Below are 17,187 nucleotides of genomic sequence, written 5' to 3' on the forward strand. Positions count from 1 at the left end.
CTTCTCAACTCCAGATCGACAGCGGCGACATCATCCACACCGCCACCACAAACACCCACACCAGGGTGACCGGGATGAACACCTTCCAACCCAGACGCATGATGTGGTCGTAGCGGAAACGCGGGAAGGTGGCACGCGCCCACAGGAAGATGAACAGGATTGCAGCCGTCTTCAGCGCCAGCCAGTGGAAGCCGTCGGGCAGGAAGCCGACCGGCGACAGCCAGCCACCGAGGAACAGGATCGAGGTCAGGATCGAGACCAGGATCATGTTGGCGTATTCGGCGAGGAAGAACAGCGCGAAGGTCATGCCCGAGTACTCGACCATGTGGCCGGCCACGACTTCCGCCTCGCCTTCGACCACGTCGAAGGGCGCACGGTTGGTCTCCGCGATGCCGGAGATCAGGTACACAACGAACATCGGGAACAGCGGCAGCCAGTTCCAAGACAGGAAGCCCAGCCCCATGTCGGCGAAACGGCCGGCACCTTGCGAGGTCACGATGTCGCTCAGGTTGAGGCTGGCCGAAATCAGCAGCACGCAGATCAGCGCAAAGCCCATCGACACCTCGTACGACACCATCTGCGCAGATGCCCGCATCGCCCCCAGGAAGGGGTACTTCGAGTTCGAAGCCCAGCCTGCCACGATCACCCCGTAGACCTCCAGGGAGGTAATTGCGAGGATGAAGAGCAGGCCCGCATTGACGTTGGCGAGCACAAGGCCGTCATCGAAGGGAATCACCGCCCACGCCGCCAGCGACGGCGCAAGGGCGAGGATCGGCCCGAGGATGAAAAGGCCCTTGTTGGAGCCGCTCGGAACGATGATCTCCTTGAACAGCAGCTTGACGCCGTCGGCGAGCGGCTGCAGCAGGCCCTTGGGGCCGACCCGGTTGGGGCCGATGCGAACCTGCATGTAGCCGATGACCTTGCGTTCGGCCAGCGTCAGGTATGCCACGCAGATCATCAGCGGCGCGATGATCGCAATGATCTTCACCAGGGTCCAGATCGCAATCCAGCTCGGACCGAAAAAATCGGCAATGGGTTGCAGCATCGCTTCCATCAGGCACGCTCCACGCTGAGTTCACCGCTCATGGCACCGAGCGAGGCGGTCGAGGGATGAGCGCTGGCGACGCGCACACAACCAGCAGCAAGCGCCTCGTCGGGCTGCGCGACCAGCACGGCGGCACCGCCCCCCTGCACGACCCTGACCTTGTCACCTGCACTCAGGCCAAGCGCTGCAAGCGTGGCCGGCGAAATTCGCGCCACCGGCGCGGCAGCGTCACGCGTCTTCTGTAGCGACGGTGCGCGGCGCACGATCGGATCGGCAAAGTGAATGGGTACGTCGGCGACACGCTCAAGCGCGCCAGCACTCGCAGCAGCGCACGACACGACGACGCCTTCGACGCCGTTACCAAGCGCATTGCCGACGTCAGCAGGCAAAGCCTCGCTGCGCACGGCTTCGGAATCGTTGTAGCCGAACCCCTCGAGCGCCAGCAGGTTGCCGAGCACTCGCAGGACTTTCCAGCCCGGACGCGTCTCACCGAGCGGCTTGCTGACGGCAACGAAGCTCTGCGCCCGGCCTTCGCAGTTGACGAAGGTGCCAGAGGTTTCGGTAAAAGGCGCAACCGGAAGGATGACGTCGCACAGGTCGCGCAACGAGGCTGAGTCGAAGGCCGAGAAGCCGATCACCAGTTGGGCCGAACGCAGCGCCGCGACCGTCGCCGAGGGATTGGCGAAATCAAGTTCCGGCTCGGCGCCGAAGACCATGTATGCCTTGCGTGGCTGCGCGATCATTGCAGCAGCGTTGAGGCCGTCGGCCCCCGGGACCGCCCCGGCGAGGTAGCCGCCAACACTGTTCGCAGCCTCACCGATGAAGCCGAAGCAGCCCGCCGAGAGTCGCGCAATTTCCTGGGCCAGCGTCTGGATCTCGCTGGCTCGCGCATGCTGGGCTGCGAGGCTGCCCAGCCACACCGCAACCTTGCGCCCCGAAGCGAGGCTCTGGGCAATGGCGCGCGCCTCGCCCGATACCTCTGCCGGCAGCTTGCCGAGCAAGCTGACACTGACGTCGGTGCCCTTCTCCTGCGCCAGCGCGACGACCACTTGCCCAAGCATGGCAACCATTGCCGACGGCGCCACCAGCGCGCGGTTGCGCACAGGCAGCAACCAATCCTCGGCATTGGGTCCGATGGCGCTCACCTGCAGTCCCTTCTTGGCCGCCTGACGCACACGCTGCGCGAGCAGCGGCGCATCTTTGCGCAGGAAGCTGCCCACCACGAGCAGGCGGGTGAGATCCTTGACCTCCGCGATCTTCATGCCCAGCCAAGGCGCCCCGTCTCGCTTGCCATCGGCACGGAAATCGGCTTGGCGCAGGCGGAAATCAACGTTGTTCGAGCCGAGTCCGCGCACAAGCTTCTGCAGCAGGAAGAGTTCTTCCAGCGTCGCGTGCGGTGAGGCCAGCGCGCCGATCGCCGACGCGCCGTGATCCTGGGCAATGCCACGCAGGCCACTCGCAGCGAACTCGAGCGCGGCCTGCCAATCGACCTGCTTCCATTGCCCGCCCAGGCGGATCAGCGGTGTGCTCAGGCGCTCCGGAGCAGTCAAGGCCTCGTACGAGAAGCGATCCTTGTCCGACAGCCAGCATTCATTGACGTCTTCGTTCTCGAGCGGAAGCACGCGCTTGACCACGTCGTGCTTGGTCTGGACGATCAGGTTCGCGCCGAGGGCGTCGTGCGGGCTCACCGACTTGCGCCGCGACAACTCCCAGGTACGGGCGGCAAAGCGGAACGGCTTCGAGGTCAGCGCGCCGACCGGACAAAGATCGATGATGTTGCCCGACAGCTCGGAGTCGATCGTCTTCTCGATGAACGGCATGATCTCTGCATGCTCGCCGCGGAAGGCCTGACCAAGCTCCATCTCACCTGCGATCTCGGCGGTGAATCGAACGCAGCGCGTACAGTTGATGCAGCGCGTCATGTCAGTCGACACGAGCGAGCCCAGATTCTTGTTGAACACCACGCGCTTTTCTTCCTGGTAGCGCGAAGCGGACGAACCGTAACCCACCGCCAGATCCTGCAACTGGCACTCGCCGCCCTGATCGCAGATCGGGCAATCGAGCGGGTGGTTGATCAAGAGGAACTCCATCACGCCCTTCTGTGCCTTGACGGCCAGCTCGGAGTGGGTCCACACCTTCATGCCGTTGGTCACGGGCGTGGCGCAAGCGGGCAGCGGCTTGGGTGCCTTCTCGACCTGGACCAGACACATGCGGCAGTTGGCCGCAATGGACAGCTTCTTGTGATAGCAGAAGTGCGGGATATAGGCCCCGGCGACGGCTGCGGCCTCGATCACCGTGCTGCCATCATTGACCTGTACCTGCTTGCCGTCGATTTCGATCTCTAGCATGACGGGCTCACGTAAATTTGACTGCCTGCGCGCTGGACTTCGGGCGCCACGAGGCACTTCTTGTTTTCGATGTGGTACTCGAACTCGCTGCCGAAGTGCTTGACGAAGCTCTGCACCGGCATCGAGGCGGCATCGCCAAGGGCGCAGATGGTGCGGCCCATGATGTTGGCGGTGACGGAATTGAGCAAATCGAGGTCATCTGGACGGCCAAGACCGTTCTCGATGCGATGCACCACGCGATAAAGCCAGCCCGTGCCTTCACGACAGGGTGTGCATTGCCCGCAGGATTCCTCGAAGTAGAAGTAGGACAGACGCTCGAGCGCCTTCACCATGCAGGTGGTCTCGTCCATGACGATCACGGCACCGGAACCCAGCATCGAGCCCGCCTTCGAGATGGAGTCATAGTCCATCGTGCAGTCCATCATGACGCTGCCCGGCACCACCGGCGCCGAGGAGCCGCCAGGGATCACCGCCTTGATCTTGCGCCCGCCGCGCATGCCACCGGCCATCTCGAGCAGCTCGGAGAACGGCGTACCGAGAGGGATCTCGTAGTTACCGGGACGATTGACGTGACCGGACACCGAAAACAGCTTCATGCCGCCGTTGTTGGGCTTGCCCAGACCGAGGAAAGCCTCGCCGCCCATGTTCATGATGAACGGCACGGAGGCGAAGGTTTCAGTGTTGTTGATCGTGGTCGGCTTGCCATAGAGGCCATAGCTCGCCGGGAACGGCGGCTTGAAGCGCGGCTGCCCCTTCTTGCCCTCGATCGATTCGAGCAGCGCCGTTTCCTCACCACAGATGTAAGCGCCGTAGCCGTGATGCGCGAAGAGCTCGAACGAGAAATCGCTGCCAAGGATGTTCTGGCCGATGAAGCCGGCCGCACGCGCTTCCTCGAGCGCCTCCTCGAAGCGCGAATAGACCTCGAAGATCTCGCCGTGGATATAGTTGTAGCCGCGCGCCGCACCCATCGCATAGGCGGCGATTGCCATGCCTTCGATGACCGAATGCGGGTTGTAGCGCAGGATGTCGCGGTCCTTGAAGGTCCCGGGCTCGCCCTCGTCGGAATTGCAGGCGAGGTACTTGTCACCTGGGAAAGAGCGCGGCATGAAGCTCCACTTCAGACCGGTCGGAAAACCCGCACCGCCGCGACCGCGGAGCACCGAGGCCTTGAGTTCGCCGATGATGGCGTCCTGCGAGACCTTCTCCGCGATGATCTTCCTGAGTGCGGCATAACCGCCGCGCGCGACATAGTCCTGGAGCCGCCAGGTGCGGTCGCCGTCACAGCCGGCGAGGATCATTCCTTGCGTGCTCATTTCTTGTCCAGCTCGGCCAGCATCTGGTCGATCTTGTCGGTGGTCATCCAGCTGCACATGTGATGGTTATTCACCAGCAGCACCGGGGCGTCACCACAGGCGCCCATGCACTCGCCTTCCTTGAGCGTGAACTTGCCGTCAGGCGTGGTCTCATTGAAGCCGATGCCCAGCTTGTGCTTTATGTAGTCAGCCGCATGGACGCCGCCCGACAGCGCACAGGGCAGGTTCGTGCACACGGTGATCTTGTGGCGACCGACCGGCTCAAGGTCATACATGTTGTAGAAGCTCGCCACCTCGTAGGCGGCGATCGGCGGCATCTCGAGATAACGGGCGACGAACTCGATCAGCTCCTTGGGCAGCCAGCCCTTCTCGACCTGAGCGATCCGCAGCGCGGCCATCACGGCCGATTGCTTCTGTTCGGGCGGATACTTGGCGATCTCTCGATCGATCTGTTGCAGCGATTCCTGGCTCAGCATGTCGTCTTGATCTTCCGGATAGCCTGCCGATTCTTGTTTGGTCCTGCGATGCCTTGCGGCATCGGTCAATTTCCTGCGTGCGCCGACTCGGTCAGCGATCGATCTCGCCGAACACCACATCCATGGTGCCGATGATGGCCACGACGTCGGCAATCATGTGGCCACGCGCAAGCTCATCCATCGCAGCGAGATGCGCAAAGCCCGGCGCACGCAGCTTCAGGCGGTAGGGCTTGTTGGCGCCGTCGGACACCGCATATACGCCGAACTCGCCCTTGGGGTGCTCGACCGCGGCGTAGACTTCGCCCTTGGGTACATGCATGCCTTCAGTGAAGAGCTTGAAGTGATGGATCAACTCCTCCATGTTCGACTTCATGCTTTCGCGCGAGGGCGGCGCAACCTTGTGGTTGTCGGTGATGACCGGGCCGGGGTTCTTGCGCAGCCAATCGATGCACTGCTTGATGATGCGATTCGACTGGCGCATCTCTTCCATGCGACAAAGGTAACGGTCGTAGCAGTCGCCGTTCTTGCCGACGGGAATGTCGAAATCCATGCGGTCGTAGACTTCGTAGGGCTGCTTCTTGCGCAAGTCCCAGGCGATTCCCGACCCGCGCAACATCGGACCGGTGAAACCCCAGGTCAAGGCCTGTTCGGGCGACACCACGCCGATGCCCACGGTACGCTGCTTCCAGATCCGGTTGTCGGTCAGCAGGGTCTCGTACTCGTCGCAATAGGTGGGGAAACGATTGGTGAAGTCCTCGAGGAAGTCCAGCAAGGAGCCTTCGCGAGCGGCGTTGAGTTCCTTGACCGTCTTCTCGTTCTTGAATTTGTTCACCTCGTACTTCGGCATGCGGTCGGGCAGGTCACGGTAGACGCCGCCCGGACGATAGTACGCTGCATGCATGCGCGCACCCGACACCGCCTCGTAGGCGTCCATCAGGTCTTCGCGCTCGCGGAAGGTGTACAGCACCATCGTCATCGCACCGATATCGAGCGCGTGCGTGCCGATATTGAGCAGGTGATTCAGGACGCGCGTAATCTCGTCGAACATCACACGGATGTACTGGGCACGCTCCGGAACCTGCACACCGAGTAGCTTCTCGATGGCCATGCAGTAGGCGTGCTCGTTGCACATCATCGACACATAGTCGAGACGATCCATGTACGGAACCGACTGCACCCAAGTCCGGGTTTCGGCCAACTTCTCCGTGCCGCGATGCAGCAGCCCGATATGCGGGTCGGCACGCTCTACGACTTCACCGTCGAGTTCGAGCACGAGACGCAGCACACCGTGCGCGGACGGATGCTGAGGGCCAAAGTTGATTGTGTAGTTGCGGATCTCAGCCATGGCCGACGTCCCCGTAGTTCTCTTCGCGCACGATGCGCGGCGTGTTCTCGCGCGGCTCGATGGTCACCGGCTGATAGACGACCCTGCCCTGCTCCGGGTCGTAGCGCATCTCGACGTAACCCGAAATCGGGAAATCCTTGCGGAAGGGATGTCCGACAAAACCGTAATCGGTGAGGATGCGGCGCAGATCGGGGTGGCCGGCATACAGGATGCCGTAGAGATCGAAGGACTCGCGCTCATACCAGTTAGCACTCGCCCAGACATCGGCCACCGAATCGACCACTGGAAAACTCTCGTCTTCCGCAAAGACACGCAGACGCAGTCGCCAGTTGTGGCGGATCGAGGTGAGATGCGCCACTGAGGCAAAACGCGCGCCCTCCCATGCCCCATTGCCGAAGGTCGAGTAATCGACACCGGAAACATCGATCAACTGCTCGAAGTGCAGATCGGGATGATCACGCAAGGTGCGCGCAATGCGCAGGTAGTCGCCAGCGGCGACCTCGATGGTGAGCTCTGCGCGATCGACGAGCAGCGACTTGAGGGAGTCGCCGAATACATCGCGCAAGGTCTGGCTCAGGCGTTCAAGCTTGGCACTCATGTCTATGACACCCGTCAGCGCGCGATCGTATTCGTGCGCTTGATCTTGTTTTGAAGCTGAAGAATGCCGTAGATCAGCGCCTCGGCGGTGGGCGGACAGCCCGGCACATACACATCGACCGGAACGATGCGATCACAGCCACGGACGACCGAATAGGAGTAGTGGTAATAGCCACCACCATTGGCACAGGAGCCCATCGAGATGACCCAGCGCGGCTCGGACATCTGGTCGTAGACCTTGCGCAGCGCCGGCGCCATCTTGTTGCACAAGGTACCCGCCACGATCATCAGATCGGACTGGCGCGGACTGGGCCTGAACACCACCCCGAAGCGATCAAGATCGTAACGGGAACAGCCGGCGTGGATCATCTCCACCGCGCAACAGGCCAGACCGAAAGTCATGGGCCAAAGCGAACCGGTACGCGTCCAGTTGATGACCGCATCGAGCGAAGTGGTTACAAACCCTTCGCGAAAGACGCCCTCAATGCTCATGCATTACTCCCAGTCGAGTGCGCCGTTCTTCCACTCGACGATATAACCGATGACCAAAACCGCGAGAAAGACCATCACCGAACCGAAAACGAACCAGGCGATCTCACCAGCGGCGATGAACTCCTGAAAAACGGTCGCCCACGGAAACAGGAAGGCGATCTCGAGATCGAACAGGATGAAAAGAATGGCGATCAGGTAGTAGCGAACATCGAACTTCATGCGGGCGTCTTCAAACGCCTCGAAGCCGCATTCGTACGGGGAGTTTTTTTCGCTATCAGGACGATAGGGAGCGAGAAGTCGCCCGAGAATGACAGGAGCAAGCCCGAAACCAAGCCCAACGAGCATGAACATCAATACGGGAAAATAGCTTTCCAGCATGTTCAGAAACCCCCATTGCGTTGGACGACTGCAAGACCGCGTCGTCGTTATTGTTTTGGCTGCTCTGCATGGAAACGCCCGCAACTGCGGGCGTTACCTGAATATGGTGCCGACGATGAGACTCGAACTCATACGGCTTTCGCCACTACCCCCTCAAGATAGCGTGTCTACCAATTTCACCACGTCGGCGCGCTGTTCAGACAGCCAAAAAATTATAAGGGTTTTTACGCACTGCGCAAAGAGCCCACCCTACTTTTATTTCGGGATCGACTGCGCGGGCGAGGTATCGGCCGGCACGCTCGGGACCGGATCCACAGCCGGCGCGACCTGCACCCCCTCCATCACGCTGGAAGGCGCAGCAGGCTTGTTGCTGGCGAGGTAGCTCAAGCCCAGACTGGTGAGAAAGAACACCGTGGCGAGCATCGCAGTCGTACGACTGAGGAAGTTCGCCGACCCCGACGATCCGAACAGACTGCCGGACGAACCACTACCGAACGCCGCCCCCATGTCAGCCCCTTTGCCGTGCTGCACAAGAACGAGACCGATCACGCCAAGCCCGACCAGCACATGAACCGTGAGCACCACGGAGAATAGATAATTACCCATCACGAACCCTGAAAAGACAAAAACTCGAACAAGAACAAATGATCAGCAGACCGCAGCGGCGGCACGACAGATCGCCATGAAATCAGCGGCGGCGAGCGAAGCGCCACCGATCAAACCACCATCGACATCCGGAACGGCGAAGATCTCAGCCGCATTCGCCGGCTTGACGCTCCCCCCATAGAGTATGCGCACACCTGCGGCAGCCACACCTCCGTCCTCGAGCCAGCGACGGATCGCCCCATGCACTTCCCCCACCTGCGCGGACGTCGCCGAGCGCCCGGTACCAATCGCCCACACCGGCTCGTAGGCGATGACGACCCCGGCCATGGCCTCGGGACCGACCACATCGCGCACTGCCGCAAGCTGCCGCCCCACGACCGCCAGGGCAGCGCCGGCGTCGCGCTCGGCGAGCGTCTCACCAACGCAAACGATGGGGACCAGACCAGCCCCCAGCGCCGCAAGCGCCTTGCGGCCGACAACGAGATCATCCTCGCCAAAAAAAGCCCTGCGCTCGGAATGACCAACGATCACATAGCGGCAACCAAATTCGGCCAGCATCGACGCACTGACCTCACCGGTGAACGCCCCTTCGGCATGCTCGCTGACATCCTGCGCCCCCAGTTCAAGCCCCGCCGGCCGCTGCGCAAGCTGAGCAAGGTAAGGATAGGGCACGCATACAGCAAGCTCTACCCCTTCGACACTGCGGATACCGTCCAGCAATTCGCGATTGGCGGCCAGGCTGCCATTCATCTTCCAGTTGCCGGCGACGAGTCGGATCATGGGACAGAGAAATCCAGTTAGCTAAACCGTAGGATTATAGGACGGCCCAGAGGTCCGCCGCAAATGCACACCGCCAAGGACTTGCGCACGCTCGTGACTCATCGGGCAGGGACACCGCCGCCCTGGCCCACTGGCACCCCGCGCCGCAGGGCATCAAGCCCCCGCCGCGCACGACAACTTGGCAAAGGATGCCACCCAGGCAACGCCCGCACGCTTGCTGCTGAAAGCCGATTCTGCTATTAAGTCGGGCCTATCCTTCAATCATCCACGGAAGTTGAGTCATGGCCGAAGAAACACTGCACAAGCAATTCCCGCCTTACGTACCCGCTGCCGGCGAGGAATACATGAGCGAGAAGCAGCTGGGCCACTTCCGCGAAATCCTGAGCTCGCTCAAGGGCGAGCTGATGGGGGATATCGAGCGCACGGTGCACACGATGCAGGACGAGGCCACCGTCTTCGCCGACCCGAACGACCGCGCAAGCCAGGAATCCGACATTGCACTGGAGCTGCGCAACCGTGACCGCGAACGCAAGCTCATCAAGAAGATCGACGAGGCGCTCGGACGCATCGAGGACGGCGAGTACGGCTACTGCGACAGCTGTGGCGTCGAAATCGGCCTAAAACGCCTCGAGGCCCGCCCCACCGCGACGATGTGCATCGACTGCAAGACCCTGGAAGAAATGCGCGAGCGCCAGGTCGCCAAGTAAGCCAGTCTCACGACAGACGACGATGCAAAAGGGCGCCAATGGCGCCCTTTTGCATCGCCAGTAGCGGTTCCAAGAGCTCGGCCCGCAAACGACAAAGGACGCCTTGGCGTCCTTTGTCGTTCCGAAGCGACCGCATTACGGCGACATCAAGTCGCCGCACGGGCTCAGCCTGCGTTCTCGCCCAGCAACGCCTTCATGCTGAGGCGGATCTTGCCGCGCTCGTCGGTCTCGAGCACCTTCACGCGTACGACCTGACCTTCCTTGACGTAGTCGGAGACGTTGTTGACGCGCTCATTGGCGATCTGCGACACATGCAGCAGGCCGTCGCGACCGGGCATGATGTTCACGATGGCGCCGAAGTCGAGCAGGCGCACGACCGGACCCTCGTAGATCTTGCCAACCTCGACCTCGGCAGTGATCGCCTCGATCTTGGCCTTGGCGACCTGCGCACCCTCGGCACTCACCGACGAGATCTTGATCGAGCCGTCGTCCTCGATTTCGATCACGGTACCGGTCTCCTCCTGCAGCGCGCGGATCACTGCACCGCCCTTGCCGATCACGTCGCGGATCTTCTCGGGGTTGATCTTCATGTTGATCATGCGCGGCGCGTACTCGGACACCTCGCCACGGCTGCTGCTGAGGGACTGCTGCATCAAGCCGAGGATGTGCAGGCGGCCTTCCTTGGCCTGCTCCAGCGCGGCGTGCATGATCTCCTTGGTGATGCCCTGGATCTTGATGTCCATCTGCAGGCCGGTGATACCGTTCTCGGTACCGGCGACCTTGAAGTCCATGTCGCCGAGGTGATCCTCGTCGCCCAGGATGTCGGTCAGCACCGCGAAGCGGTTGCCATCCTTGATCAGGCCCATGGCGATGCCGGCAACGTGGTTCTTGAGCGGCACACCGGCATCCATCATGGCAAGCGAACCACCGCACACCGAAGCCATCGAGGAGGAACCGTTGGATTCGGTGATCTCGGAAACCACGCGCACGGTGTACGAGAACTCCTCCGCCTTGGGCAGCATGGCGACCAGCGAACGCTTGGCCAGGCGGCCATGGCCCACTTCGCGGCGCTTGGTCACGCCGAAGCGGCCGGTCTCGCCCGTGCAGAACGGCGGGAAGTTGTAGTGGAGCAGGAAGCGCTCCTTGTACTCGCCAGCGATGGCGTCGATGATCTGCTCGTCACGACCGGTACCCAGGGTGGCGACCACCAGGGCTTGCGTCTCGCCACGCGTGAACAGCGCCGAGCCGTGAGTACGCGGCAGCACGCCGGTACGGATCTCGATCGGGCGGACCGTGCGGGTGTCGCGACCGTCGATGCGCGGCTCGCCGTTGAGGATGCGGCTACGGACGATCCCGGACTCGAGATTGAAGAAGATATCCTTGATTTCGTTGACCGAAGGAGCACCCTCCACGCCCTCGGTAAGCTGGGCGATCACACGCTTGCGGATCTCTGCCAGGCGGGCAGAACGATCCTGCTTGCTGGTGATGCGGAAGGCCTCCTCCATCTCAGCCTTCGCCAGTTCGCCGACCTTGGCGATCAGCGCCTCGTTCGCAGGCGGCGCCTGCCAATCCCACTCGGGCTTGCCGGCAACTTCGACGAGCTCGTTGATCGCGTTGATCGCGGTCTGCATCTGCTCGTGACCGAACACCACCGCGCCCAGCATCACATCCTCGGGCAATTCCTGCGCCTCGGACTCAACCATCAGCACCGCGGTCTGCGTACCGGCAACCACCAGATTCATCTGGCTGCTCTGCAGTTCGGATGCGGTGGGGTTGAGGACGTAGCGGCCATCCAGATAACCCACGCGGGCGGCGCCGACCGGGCCGTTGAATGGCAGGCCGGAGATCGCGAGCGCGGCCGAGGCGCCGATCATCGCCGGGATGTCGGAGTCGATCTCGGGATTCAGCGACAGCACGGTCACGATGACCTGGACTTCGTTCATGAAGCCGTCGGGGAAGAGCGGACGAATGGGGCGATCGATCAGGCGCGAGGTGAGGATCTCCTTCTCGCTCGGACGGCCTTCGCGCTTGAAGAAGCCACCCGGGATTCGGCCGGCAGCGTAGAACTTCTCGACGTAATCGACGGTAAGCGGGAAGAAGTCCTGGCCCGGACGCGCTTCCTTGGCGCCGACAACGGTGGCGAGAACCACGGTCTCGTCCATGTTGACAATGACGGCACCGCCAGCCTGGCGTGCGACTTCGCCGGTCTCGAGGGTGACGGTGTGGGCGCCATAGGCGAAGGTTTTCTTGATTGCGGTAGGCAAGGTGATTTCCTTTATTCGGTTGATGCAGCGAACTACAACTGCTTGTGGCGGCCCGCCCGGACAGGAGGACTCGATGCCACGGACGTGCAGCCGGCACAGCGGGGCCAGATGGCAAAAAGCCGGCGCGGCCGCAGGGGCACGCACCGGCTTTGCTGGCTTACTTCGCCCTGATCGGCGCTGTGTAGCTCGTCACGGACGGCAATTACTTGCGCAGGCCCAGACGCTCGATCAGATTGCGATAGCTATCGGCGTTACGGCCCTTCAGGTAGTCCAGCAGCTTGCGACGCTGGCTGACCATCTTCAGCAGGCCACGACGGGAGTGATGATCCTTGCCGTGAGCCTTGAAGTGGGGGGCAAGCCCGTTGATGCGGGCGGTCAGGAGCGCAACCTGGACTTCCGGAGAACCGGTGTCGCCTTGGGCGCGCTGAAAGTCGGAGACGATCTGCGACTTGGATGCGGTGTCAAGAGCCATGTGTGTCTTTACTCGTGTTTTTCTGCCAATCAGAAGCCGCGGATTATACCCATAGCGGCACCATAAACTCAATCAAATTCATGCGCATGCGTCGTCGGCCAGGCCACCGGTAGCAATCAGGCGGCGCGCCGCGAGACGCCCGTCGTCCTGCCATTGCGCCAGACCGAGAAAACCGCCCGGGCCGTAGGCGCGTACCTTCGCCCCAGGCACGGCGCCCGGCAGCGCGAGCACGCGCCCCTGCAACAGCCCGCGTGCCGCCTCGGCGTCGAGTTGCAGCATCGGGAAATCGGCCACGAGAGCGTCGGCCGGTGCAAGCAAGGCATCGCGCCCACCCTCCCCGGCCGCCTCGAGGCACTCGAGCGAGACAGCGGCCGCCAACTGGAAAGCACCAATTGCGGTACGCCGCAGTCCGGCCAGATGTGCCCCACAACCAAGCGCAGCGCCGATATCCATCGCCAGGCTACGGATATAGGTTCCCTTGCTGCAATGCACCCGGATCGAAAACCGCTCTCCGGCGAAGTCGAGCAACTCCAACGCGTGGATCATGACCCGACGCGCTTCGCGCTCGATCTCGATGCCCTGTCGCGCGTACTCGTAGAGCGCCTTGCCGTCACGCTTGAGGGCCGAATACATCGGTGGCACCTGCTCGATCTCGCCGCGAAAGCGCTCGAGCACCACCTCAAGGGCGGCGCGCTCTATGGCAACCGGATGGGTGGCCAGCACCTTGCCCTCGGCATCGCCACTATCGGTCTCGACGCCGAGTTGCACCACCGCTTCGTAGGTCTTGTCGGCGTCAAGCAGCATCTGCGAGAACTTCGTCGCCTCACCAAAGGTGAGCGGCAGCAAGCCGCTCGCCATCGGATCCAGCGTGCCGGTGTGGCCTGCCTTGGCGGCGTTGAGCAGGCGACGCGCCGCCTGCAACGCGCCGTTCGAACTCATGCCCTGCGGCTTGTCGAGCAGCAGCACGCCATCGACCGCGCGGCGGATGATCTTGCGCTGCGGCGGTCTCGAGCGCTTCGCCGACTGCGCCCGCGCCGCCTCAGGCGCGGGATTTGTCATCGTCGTCCTTGCCAGCAGCGTGCTCGCCGCCCGTTTCGTCGGCAGAGGGCGCGTCCTGGTGGCGCGATTCGTCTTCCTTCACCACCGCATCGATCAGCTGGGACAGGCGCGAGCCCTCCTCGACCGAGCGGTCATAGTGGAAGTGCAACTCGGGAATGGTGTGAATGCGGATACGGCGACCCAGCTCGCGACGCAGGAATCCGCTCGCACGCCGCAAACCCTGCTGGATCTCGGGCACGTCTCCTTCACCGGTCATGCTGGTGAAGAACACCTTGGCGTGGGCGTAGTCGGGGGTGATTTCGACATCGGTGAGGGTGATGAAGCCGACGCGCGGATCCTTCACCTCCAGCCTGATCAGCTCGGCCAGCTCGCGGCGGATCTGCTCCACCACGCGCTGGCTGCGGGAATACTCCTTGGGCATCGCTTACAGGGTCCTCGCCACTTCCTTGATCTCGAACACTTCGAGCTGGTCGCCTTCCTTGATGTCGTTGTAGTTGCGCAGCTGCAGGCCGCACTCGTACCCGAACTTGACTTCCTTGACGTCGTCCTTGAAGCGCTTGAGCGACTCGAGCTCGCCGGTCCACAGCACCGTGTGGTTGCGCAGCAGGCGAACGTGCGAGCCGCGCCTGACCAGGCCTTCCAGCACGTAGCAACCCGCGATGGAGCCGACCTTGGAGATCGTGAACACCTGGCGGATCTCGACCAGGCCGGTGACCTCCTCGCGCTTCTCGGGTGCCAGCATGCCCGACAGCGCCGCCTTCACTTCATCGACTGCGTCGTAGATGATGTTGTAGTAGCGGATGTCGACGTCGAAGCTCTCGGCGAGCTTGCGCGCACCGGCATCGGCACGGGTATTGAAGCCGATGATGACGGCGCCCGAAGCCTGCGCCAGGTTGACGTCGGACTCGCTGATCGCACCCACGGCGGCATGGATGACATTGACGCGGACCTCGTCGGTGGACAGCTTCTGCAGCGACTGAACCAGCGCTTCCTGCGAGCCTTGGACGTCGGCCTTGATGATGAGCGGCAGGGTCTTGACCTCGCCTTCGGCCATCTGCTCGAACATGTTCTCGAGCTTGGCAGCCTGCTGCTTGGCAAGCTTGACGTCGCGGAACTTGCCCTGGCGGAAGAGCGCGATCTCGCGCGCCTTCTTCTCGTCGGCAAGCGCAATCGCCTCGTCGCCCGCCGCGGGCACATCGGACAGACCGAGGATCTCGACCGGAATGGACGGACCTGCCTGATCGATCTGCTTGCCGTTCTCGTCGAGCATGGCGCGGATACGGCCGAAGGTCGCCCCGGCCAGCAGCACGTCACCCTTGCGCAGCGTACCCGACTGCACCAGCAGCGAAGCCACCGGGCCACGGCCCTTGTCCAGACGTGCTTCGATGATCAGGCCCTTGGCCGGCGCATCGACCGCTGCAGTCAGCTCAAGCACCTCGGCCTGCAACAGCACGGCCTCAAGCAACTCGTCAATGCCAGTACCCTTCTTGGCCGACACCGGCACGAACATCGTGTCGCCACCGTAAGCCTCGGGGATGACCTCTTCGGCAATCAACTCCTGCGTGACGCGCTCGGGATTGGCATCGGGCTTGTCGATCTTGTTGATCGCCACCACCAGCGGCACGCCCGCCGCCTTTGCGTGATGGATCGCCTCGCGCGTCTGCGGCATCACGCCGTCATCGGCTGCCACCACCAGGATGACGATGTCGGTCGCCTTCGCACCGCGCGCACGCATCGCCGTGAAGGCCTCGTGACCCGGAGTATCCAGGAAGGTGACCATGCCACGCGCCGTCTCGACGTGATACGCGCCGATATGCTGGGTGATGCCGCCGAACTCGCCGGCAGCGACCTTGGCAGTACGAATGTAGTCGAGCAGCGAAGTCTTGCCGTGATCGACGTGACCCATGACGGTGACCACCGGCGCGCGCGGCAGGATCTCAGCGTCCTTGTGGTCCTCGCTGTCCTCCAGGAAGGCATCCGGATCGTCGAGCTTGGCCGCCAGCGCCTTGTGGCCCATTTCCTCGACGATGATCATCGCCGTTTCCTGGTCCAGCACCTGGTTGATGGTGACCATCGAACCCATCTTCATCAGCGCCTTGATCACCTCGGTCGCCTTGATCGCCATCTTGTGGGCGAGATCGGCAACAGTGATGGTCTCGGGCACGTGGACTTCGCGCACGATCGGCTCGACCGGCGCCTGGAAGGAGGTACGGTCGTCATGCTGGTTGCGGCCATGACGCCCACCACCCTTGCCAGCCCCACGCCAGTTGCTGCCTGCAGTCGCCCCCACCTCGCCGCGCGTCTTGAGACCACCGCGGCGCTTGCCTGCGCCTTCAGCCTCGCGGGCAGGCGCCGGCGCACCGCGCCGAGCGTCGCGTGCAGCGGGCTTGTCTTCGGTCTTGGCGGGACGGTGCAGCGTACCCGTGGTCGTCTTGGCAGGCTTGGCAGCCTCTTCCTTCTTCTGCTGCTCTGCGCGCAAGCGCGCCTCTTCCTCAGCCTTGCGCGCATCGGCGGCCGCTCGCGCAGCGGCCTCGCGCTCCTGACGGGCGCGCAGATCGGCAGCCTGGCGCTCTTTCAGGGCGCGCTGGCGATCCTCGTCGCGCTTGCGCGCGGCGATTTCTTCCTCGCTCAGAATCTCGGACAACGGCAATGGCTTGCTCAACACAGTAGTCACGACCGGTGCTGCCGGCGCGACCGGCTCGGGCTTGACTTCCGCCGCTGCGGTCGCACGCGCCGGAGCAGCAGCAGGGCGCGATTCGATCGCCTGCGGAGGTGCCGCGGGCTGCTCGACAGCCTGCACCTCAACCTGCTCGGCGACCGCTTCCACGACGGGCTCGGGCTCGGCGACAGGCGCCGGGGCCTCAACCTCGACCTCGACACTCGCGACCATAGCTTCCGCAACCGGCTCTACCACCGGCTGTTCGTCGCTGACCACCGCCTCGACATGCAGCGCCTCGGCCGCAGCAACCTGTTCGGCCGCCTCGCCATGCTGATCGCCAGCCAGTTCGTCACGCTTGACGAAGGTGCGCTTCTTGCGCACCTCGACCTGAACGGTACGTGCACGACCGGTGGAGTCGGTCGCACGGATCTCGGTCGTCTGCTTGCGCGTCAGGGTGATCTTGCCCTTGGGCTGGGTATCACCATGCGAACGGCGCAGGTACTCCAGAAGCTTCGCCTTGTCCTGTTCGGTAAGCAGGTCGCTCGGGCCGGTCTTATCCACGCCCGCGCGCTTCAACTGCTCGAGCAGCACCGCGGCCGGCATCTTCAGTTCGCCGGCAAACTGGGTCACGCTCATCTGTTCCATT

Annotated in this window: 16 protein-coding genes and 1 tRNA gene; 1 reads left to right on the plus strand and 16 read right to left on the minus strand. The window is 63.0% G+C overall.

Annotated features, from left to right (window positions below; genetic code table 11):
- Positions 1–4 precede the first annotated feature (4 nt).
- The 11 genes from nuoH to tpiA form a co-directional block, all read right to left on the minus strand.
- Complete coding sequence (nuoH, locus tag B447_RS03740) at positions 5–1,054, minus strand: NADH-quinone oxidoreductase subunit NuoH (protein WP_037982292.1); 1,050 nt, start codon at positions 1,052–1,054, stop codon at positions 5–7.
- Positions 1,054–3,393 (minus strand): NADH-quinone oxidoreductase subunit NuoG, encoded by a 2,340-nt coding sequence (gene nuoG / locus B447_RS03745; RefSeq protein ID WP_002936648.1) that lies wholly within the window; start codon positions 3,391–3,393, stop codon positions 1,054–1,056. Before nuoG ends, nuoH begins: the two co-directional genes overlap by 1 nt.
- Positions 3,387–4,691 carry an NADH-quinone oxidoreductase subunit NuoF gene (nuoF, locus tag B447_RS03750; RefSeq protein WP_002926517.1) on the minus strand — a complete coding sequence of 435 codons (1,305 nt, stop codon included), beginning with the start codon at positions 4,689–4,691 and terminating at the stop codon, positions 3,387–3,389. The genes nuoG and nuoF overlap by 7 nt, the downstream gene beginning before the upstream one ends.
- An 11-nt stretch (positions 4,692–4,702) precedes the next feature.
- Positions 4,703–5,182, minus strand: coding sequence for an NADH-quinone oxidoreductase subunit NuoE (nuoE, locus tag B447_RS03755; RefSeq protein WP_002926519.1), 480 nt, complete (start codon positions 5,180–5,182; stop codon positions 4,703–4,705).
- Between the two features lie 91 nt (positions 5,183–5,273).
- The gene (locus B447_RS03760; protein ID WP_002936650.1) at positions 5,274–6,527 is read right to left on the minus strand and encodes an NADH-quinone oxidoreductase subunit D; all 1,254 of its coding nucleotides are present in this window, start codon (positions 6,525–6,527) and stop codon (positions 5,274–5,276) included.
- Entirely contained in the window at positions 6,520–7,125 is a 606-nt protein-coding gene (locus B447_RS03765) for an NADH-quinone oxidoreductase subunit C (RefSeq protein ID WP_002936654.1), read from the minus strand. Before B447_RS03765 ends, B447_RS03760 begins: the two co-directional genes overlap by 8 nt.
- Before the next feature lie 14 nt (positions 7,126–7,139).
- Positions 7,140–7,616, minus strand: coding sequence for a NuoB/complex I 20 kDa subunit family protein (locus B447_RS22420; RefSeq protein ID WP_002926530.1), 477 nt, complete (start codon positions 7,614–7,616; stop codon positions 7,140–7,142).
- A 3-nt stretch (positions 7,617–7,619) separates the two neighbouring features.
- On the minus strand, positions 7,620–7,994 hold the full coding sequence (gene ndhC, locus B447_RS22425) for an NADH-quinone oxidoreductase subunit A (protein ID WP_002936657.1): 375 nt from the start codon (positions 7,992–7,994) through the stop codon (positions 7,620–7,622).
- Positions 7,995–8,098: 104 nt separating this feature from the next.
- Positions 8,099–8,183: transfer RNA gene (locus B447_RS03780), tRNA-Leu, on the minus strand.
- 66 nt (positions 8,184–8,249) lie between these two features.
- On the minus strand, positions 8,250–8,600 hold the full coding sequence (gene secG / locus B447_RS03785) for a preprotein translocase subunit SecG (protein WP_002926533.1): 351 nt from the start codon (positions 8,598–8,600) through the stop codon (positions 8,250–8,252).
- A gap of 42 nt (positions 8,601–8,642) precedes the next feature.
- Entirely contained in the window at positions 8,643–9,380 is a 738-nt protein-coding gene (gene tpiA, locus B447_RS03790; protein ID WP_002936672.1) for a triose-phosphate isomerase, read from the minus strand.
- Positions 9,381–9,661: 281 nt separating this feature from the next.
- Here tpiA and dksA point away from each other — a divergent pair, with 281 nt between their 5' ends.
- Positions 9,662–10,087: an RNA polymerase-binding protein DksA gene (gene dksA, locus B447_RS03795; protein WP_002926542.1), complete on the plus strand. Its 426-nt coding sequence runs from the start codon at positions 9,662–9,664 to the stop codon at positions 10,085–10,087.
- 164 nt (positions 10,088–10,251) lie between these two features.
- On the opposite strand, the gene pnp is transcribed toward dksA, so the two are convergent.
- From pnp to infB, 5 genes are all read right to left on the minus strand, one after another.
- Complete coding sequence (gene pnp, locus B447_RS03800) at positions 10,252–12,351, minus strand: polyribonucleotide nucleotidyltransferase (protein WP_002936676.1); 2,100 nt, start codon at positions 12,349–12,351, stop codon at positions 10,252–10,254.
- Between the two features lie 202 nt (positions 12,352–12,553).
- Positions 12,554–12,823 (minus strand): 30S ribosomal protein S15, encoded by a 270-nt coding sequence (gene rpsO / locus B447_RS03805; RefSeq protein ID WP_002926549.1) that lies wholly within the window; start codon positions 12,821–12,823, stop codon positions 12,554–12,556.
- A 78-nt stretch (positions 12,824–12,901) separates the two neighbouring features.
- Positions 12,902–13,882: a tRNA pseudouridine(55) synthase TruB gene (gene truB / locus B447_RS03810; protein ID WP_002936677.1), complete on the minus strand. Its 981-nt coding sequence runs from the start codon at positions 13,880–13,882 to the stop codon at positions 12,902–12,904.
- A complete protein-coding gene (rbfA, locus tag B447_RS03815) occupies positions 13,863–14,303 on the minus strand; it encodes a 30S ribosome-binding factor RbfA (RefSeq protein ID WP_002936678.1) in 441 nt (146 codons plus the stop codon). The genes truB and rbfA overlap by 20 nt, the downstream gene beginning before the upstream one ends.
- 3 nt (positions 14,304–14,306) lie before the next feature.
- Positions 14,307–17,186, minus strand: coding sequence for a translation initiation factor IF-2 (gene infB / locus B447_RS03820; protein ID WP_002936680.1), 2,880 nt, complete (start codon positions 17,184–17,186; stop codon positions 14,307–14,309).
- Position 17,187 lies beyond the last annotated feature (1 nt).

Origin of the sequence: Thauera sp. 27 (assembly GCF_000310125.2) — a bacterium.
GTDB lineage: Bacteria > Pseudomonadota > Gammaproteobacteria > Burkholderiales > Rhodocyclaceae > Thauera > Thauera mechernichensis.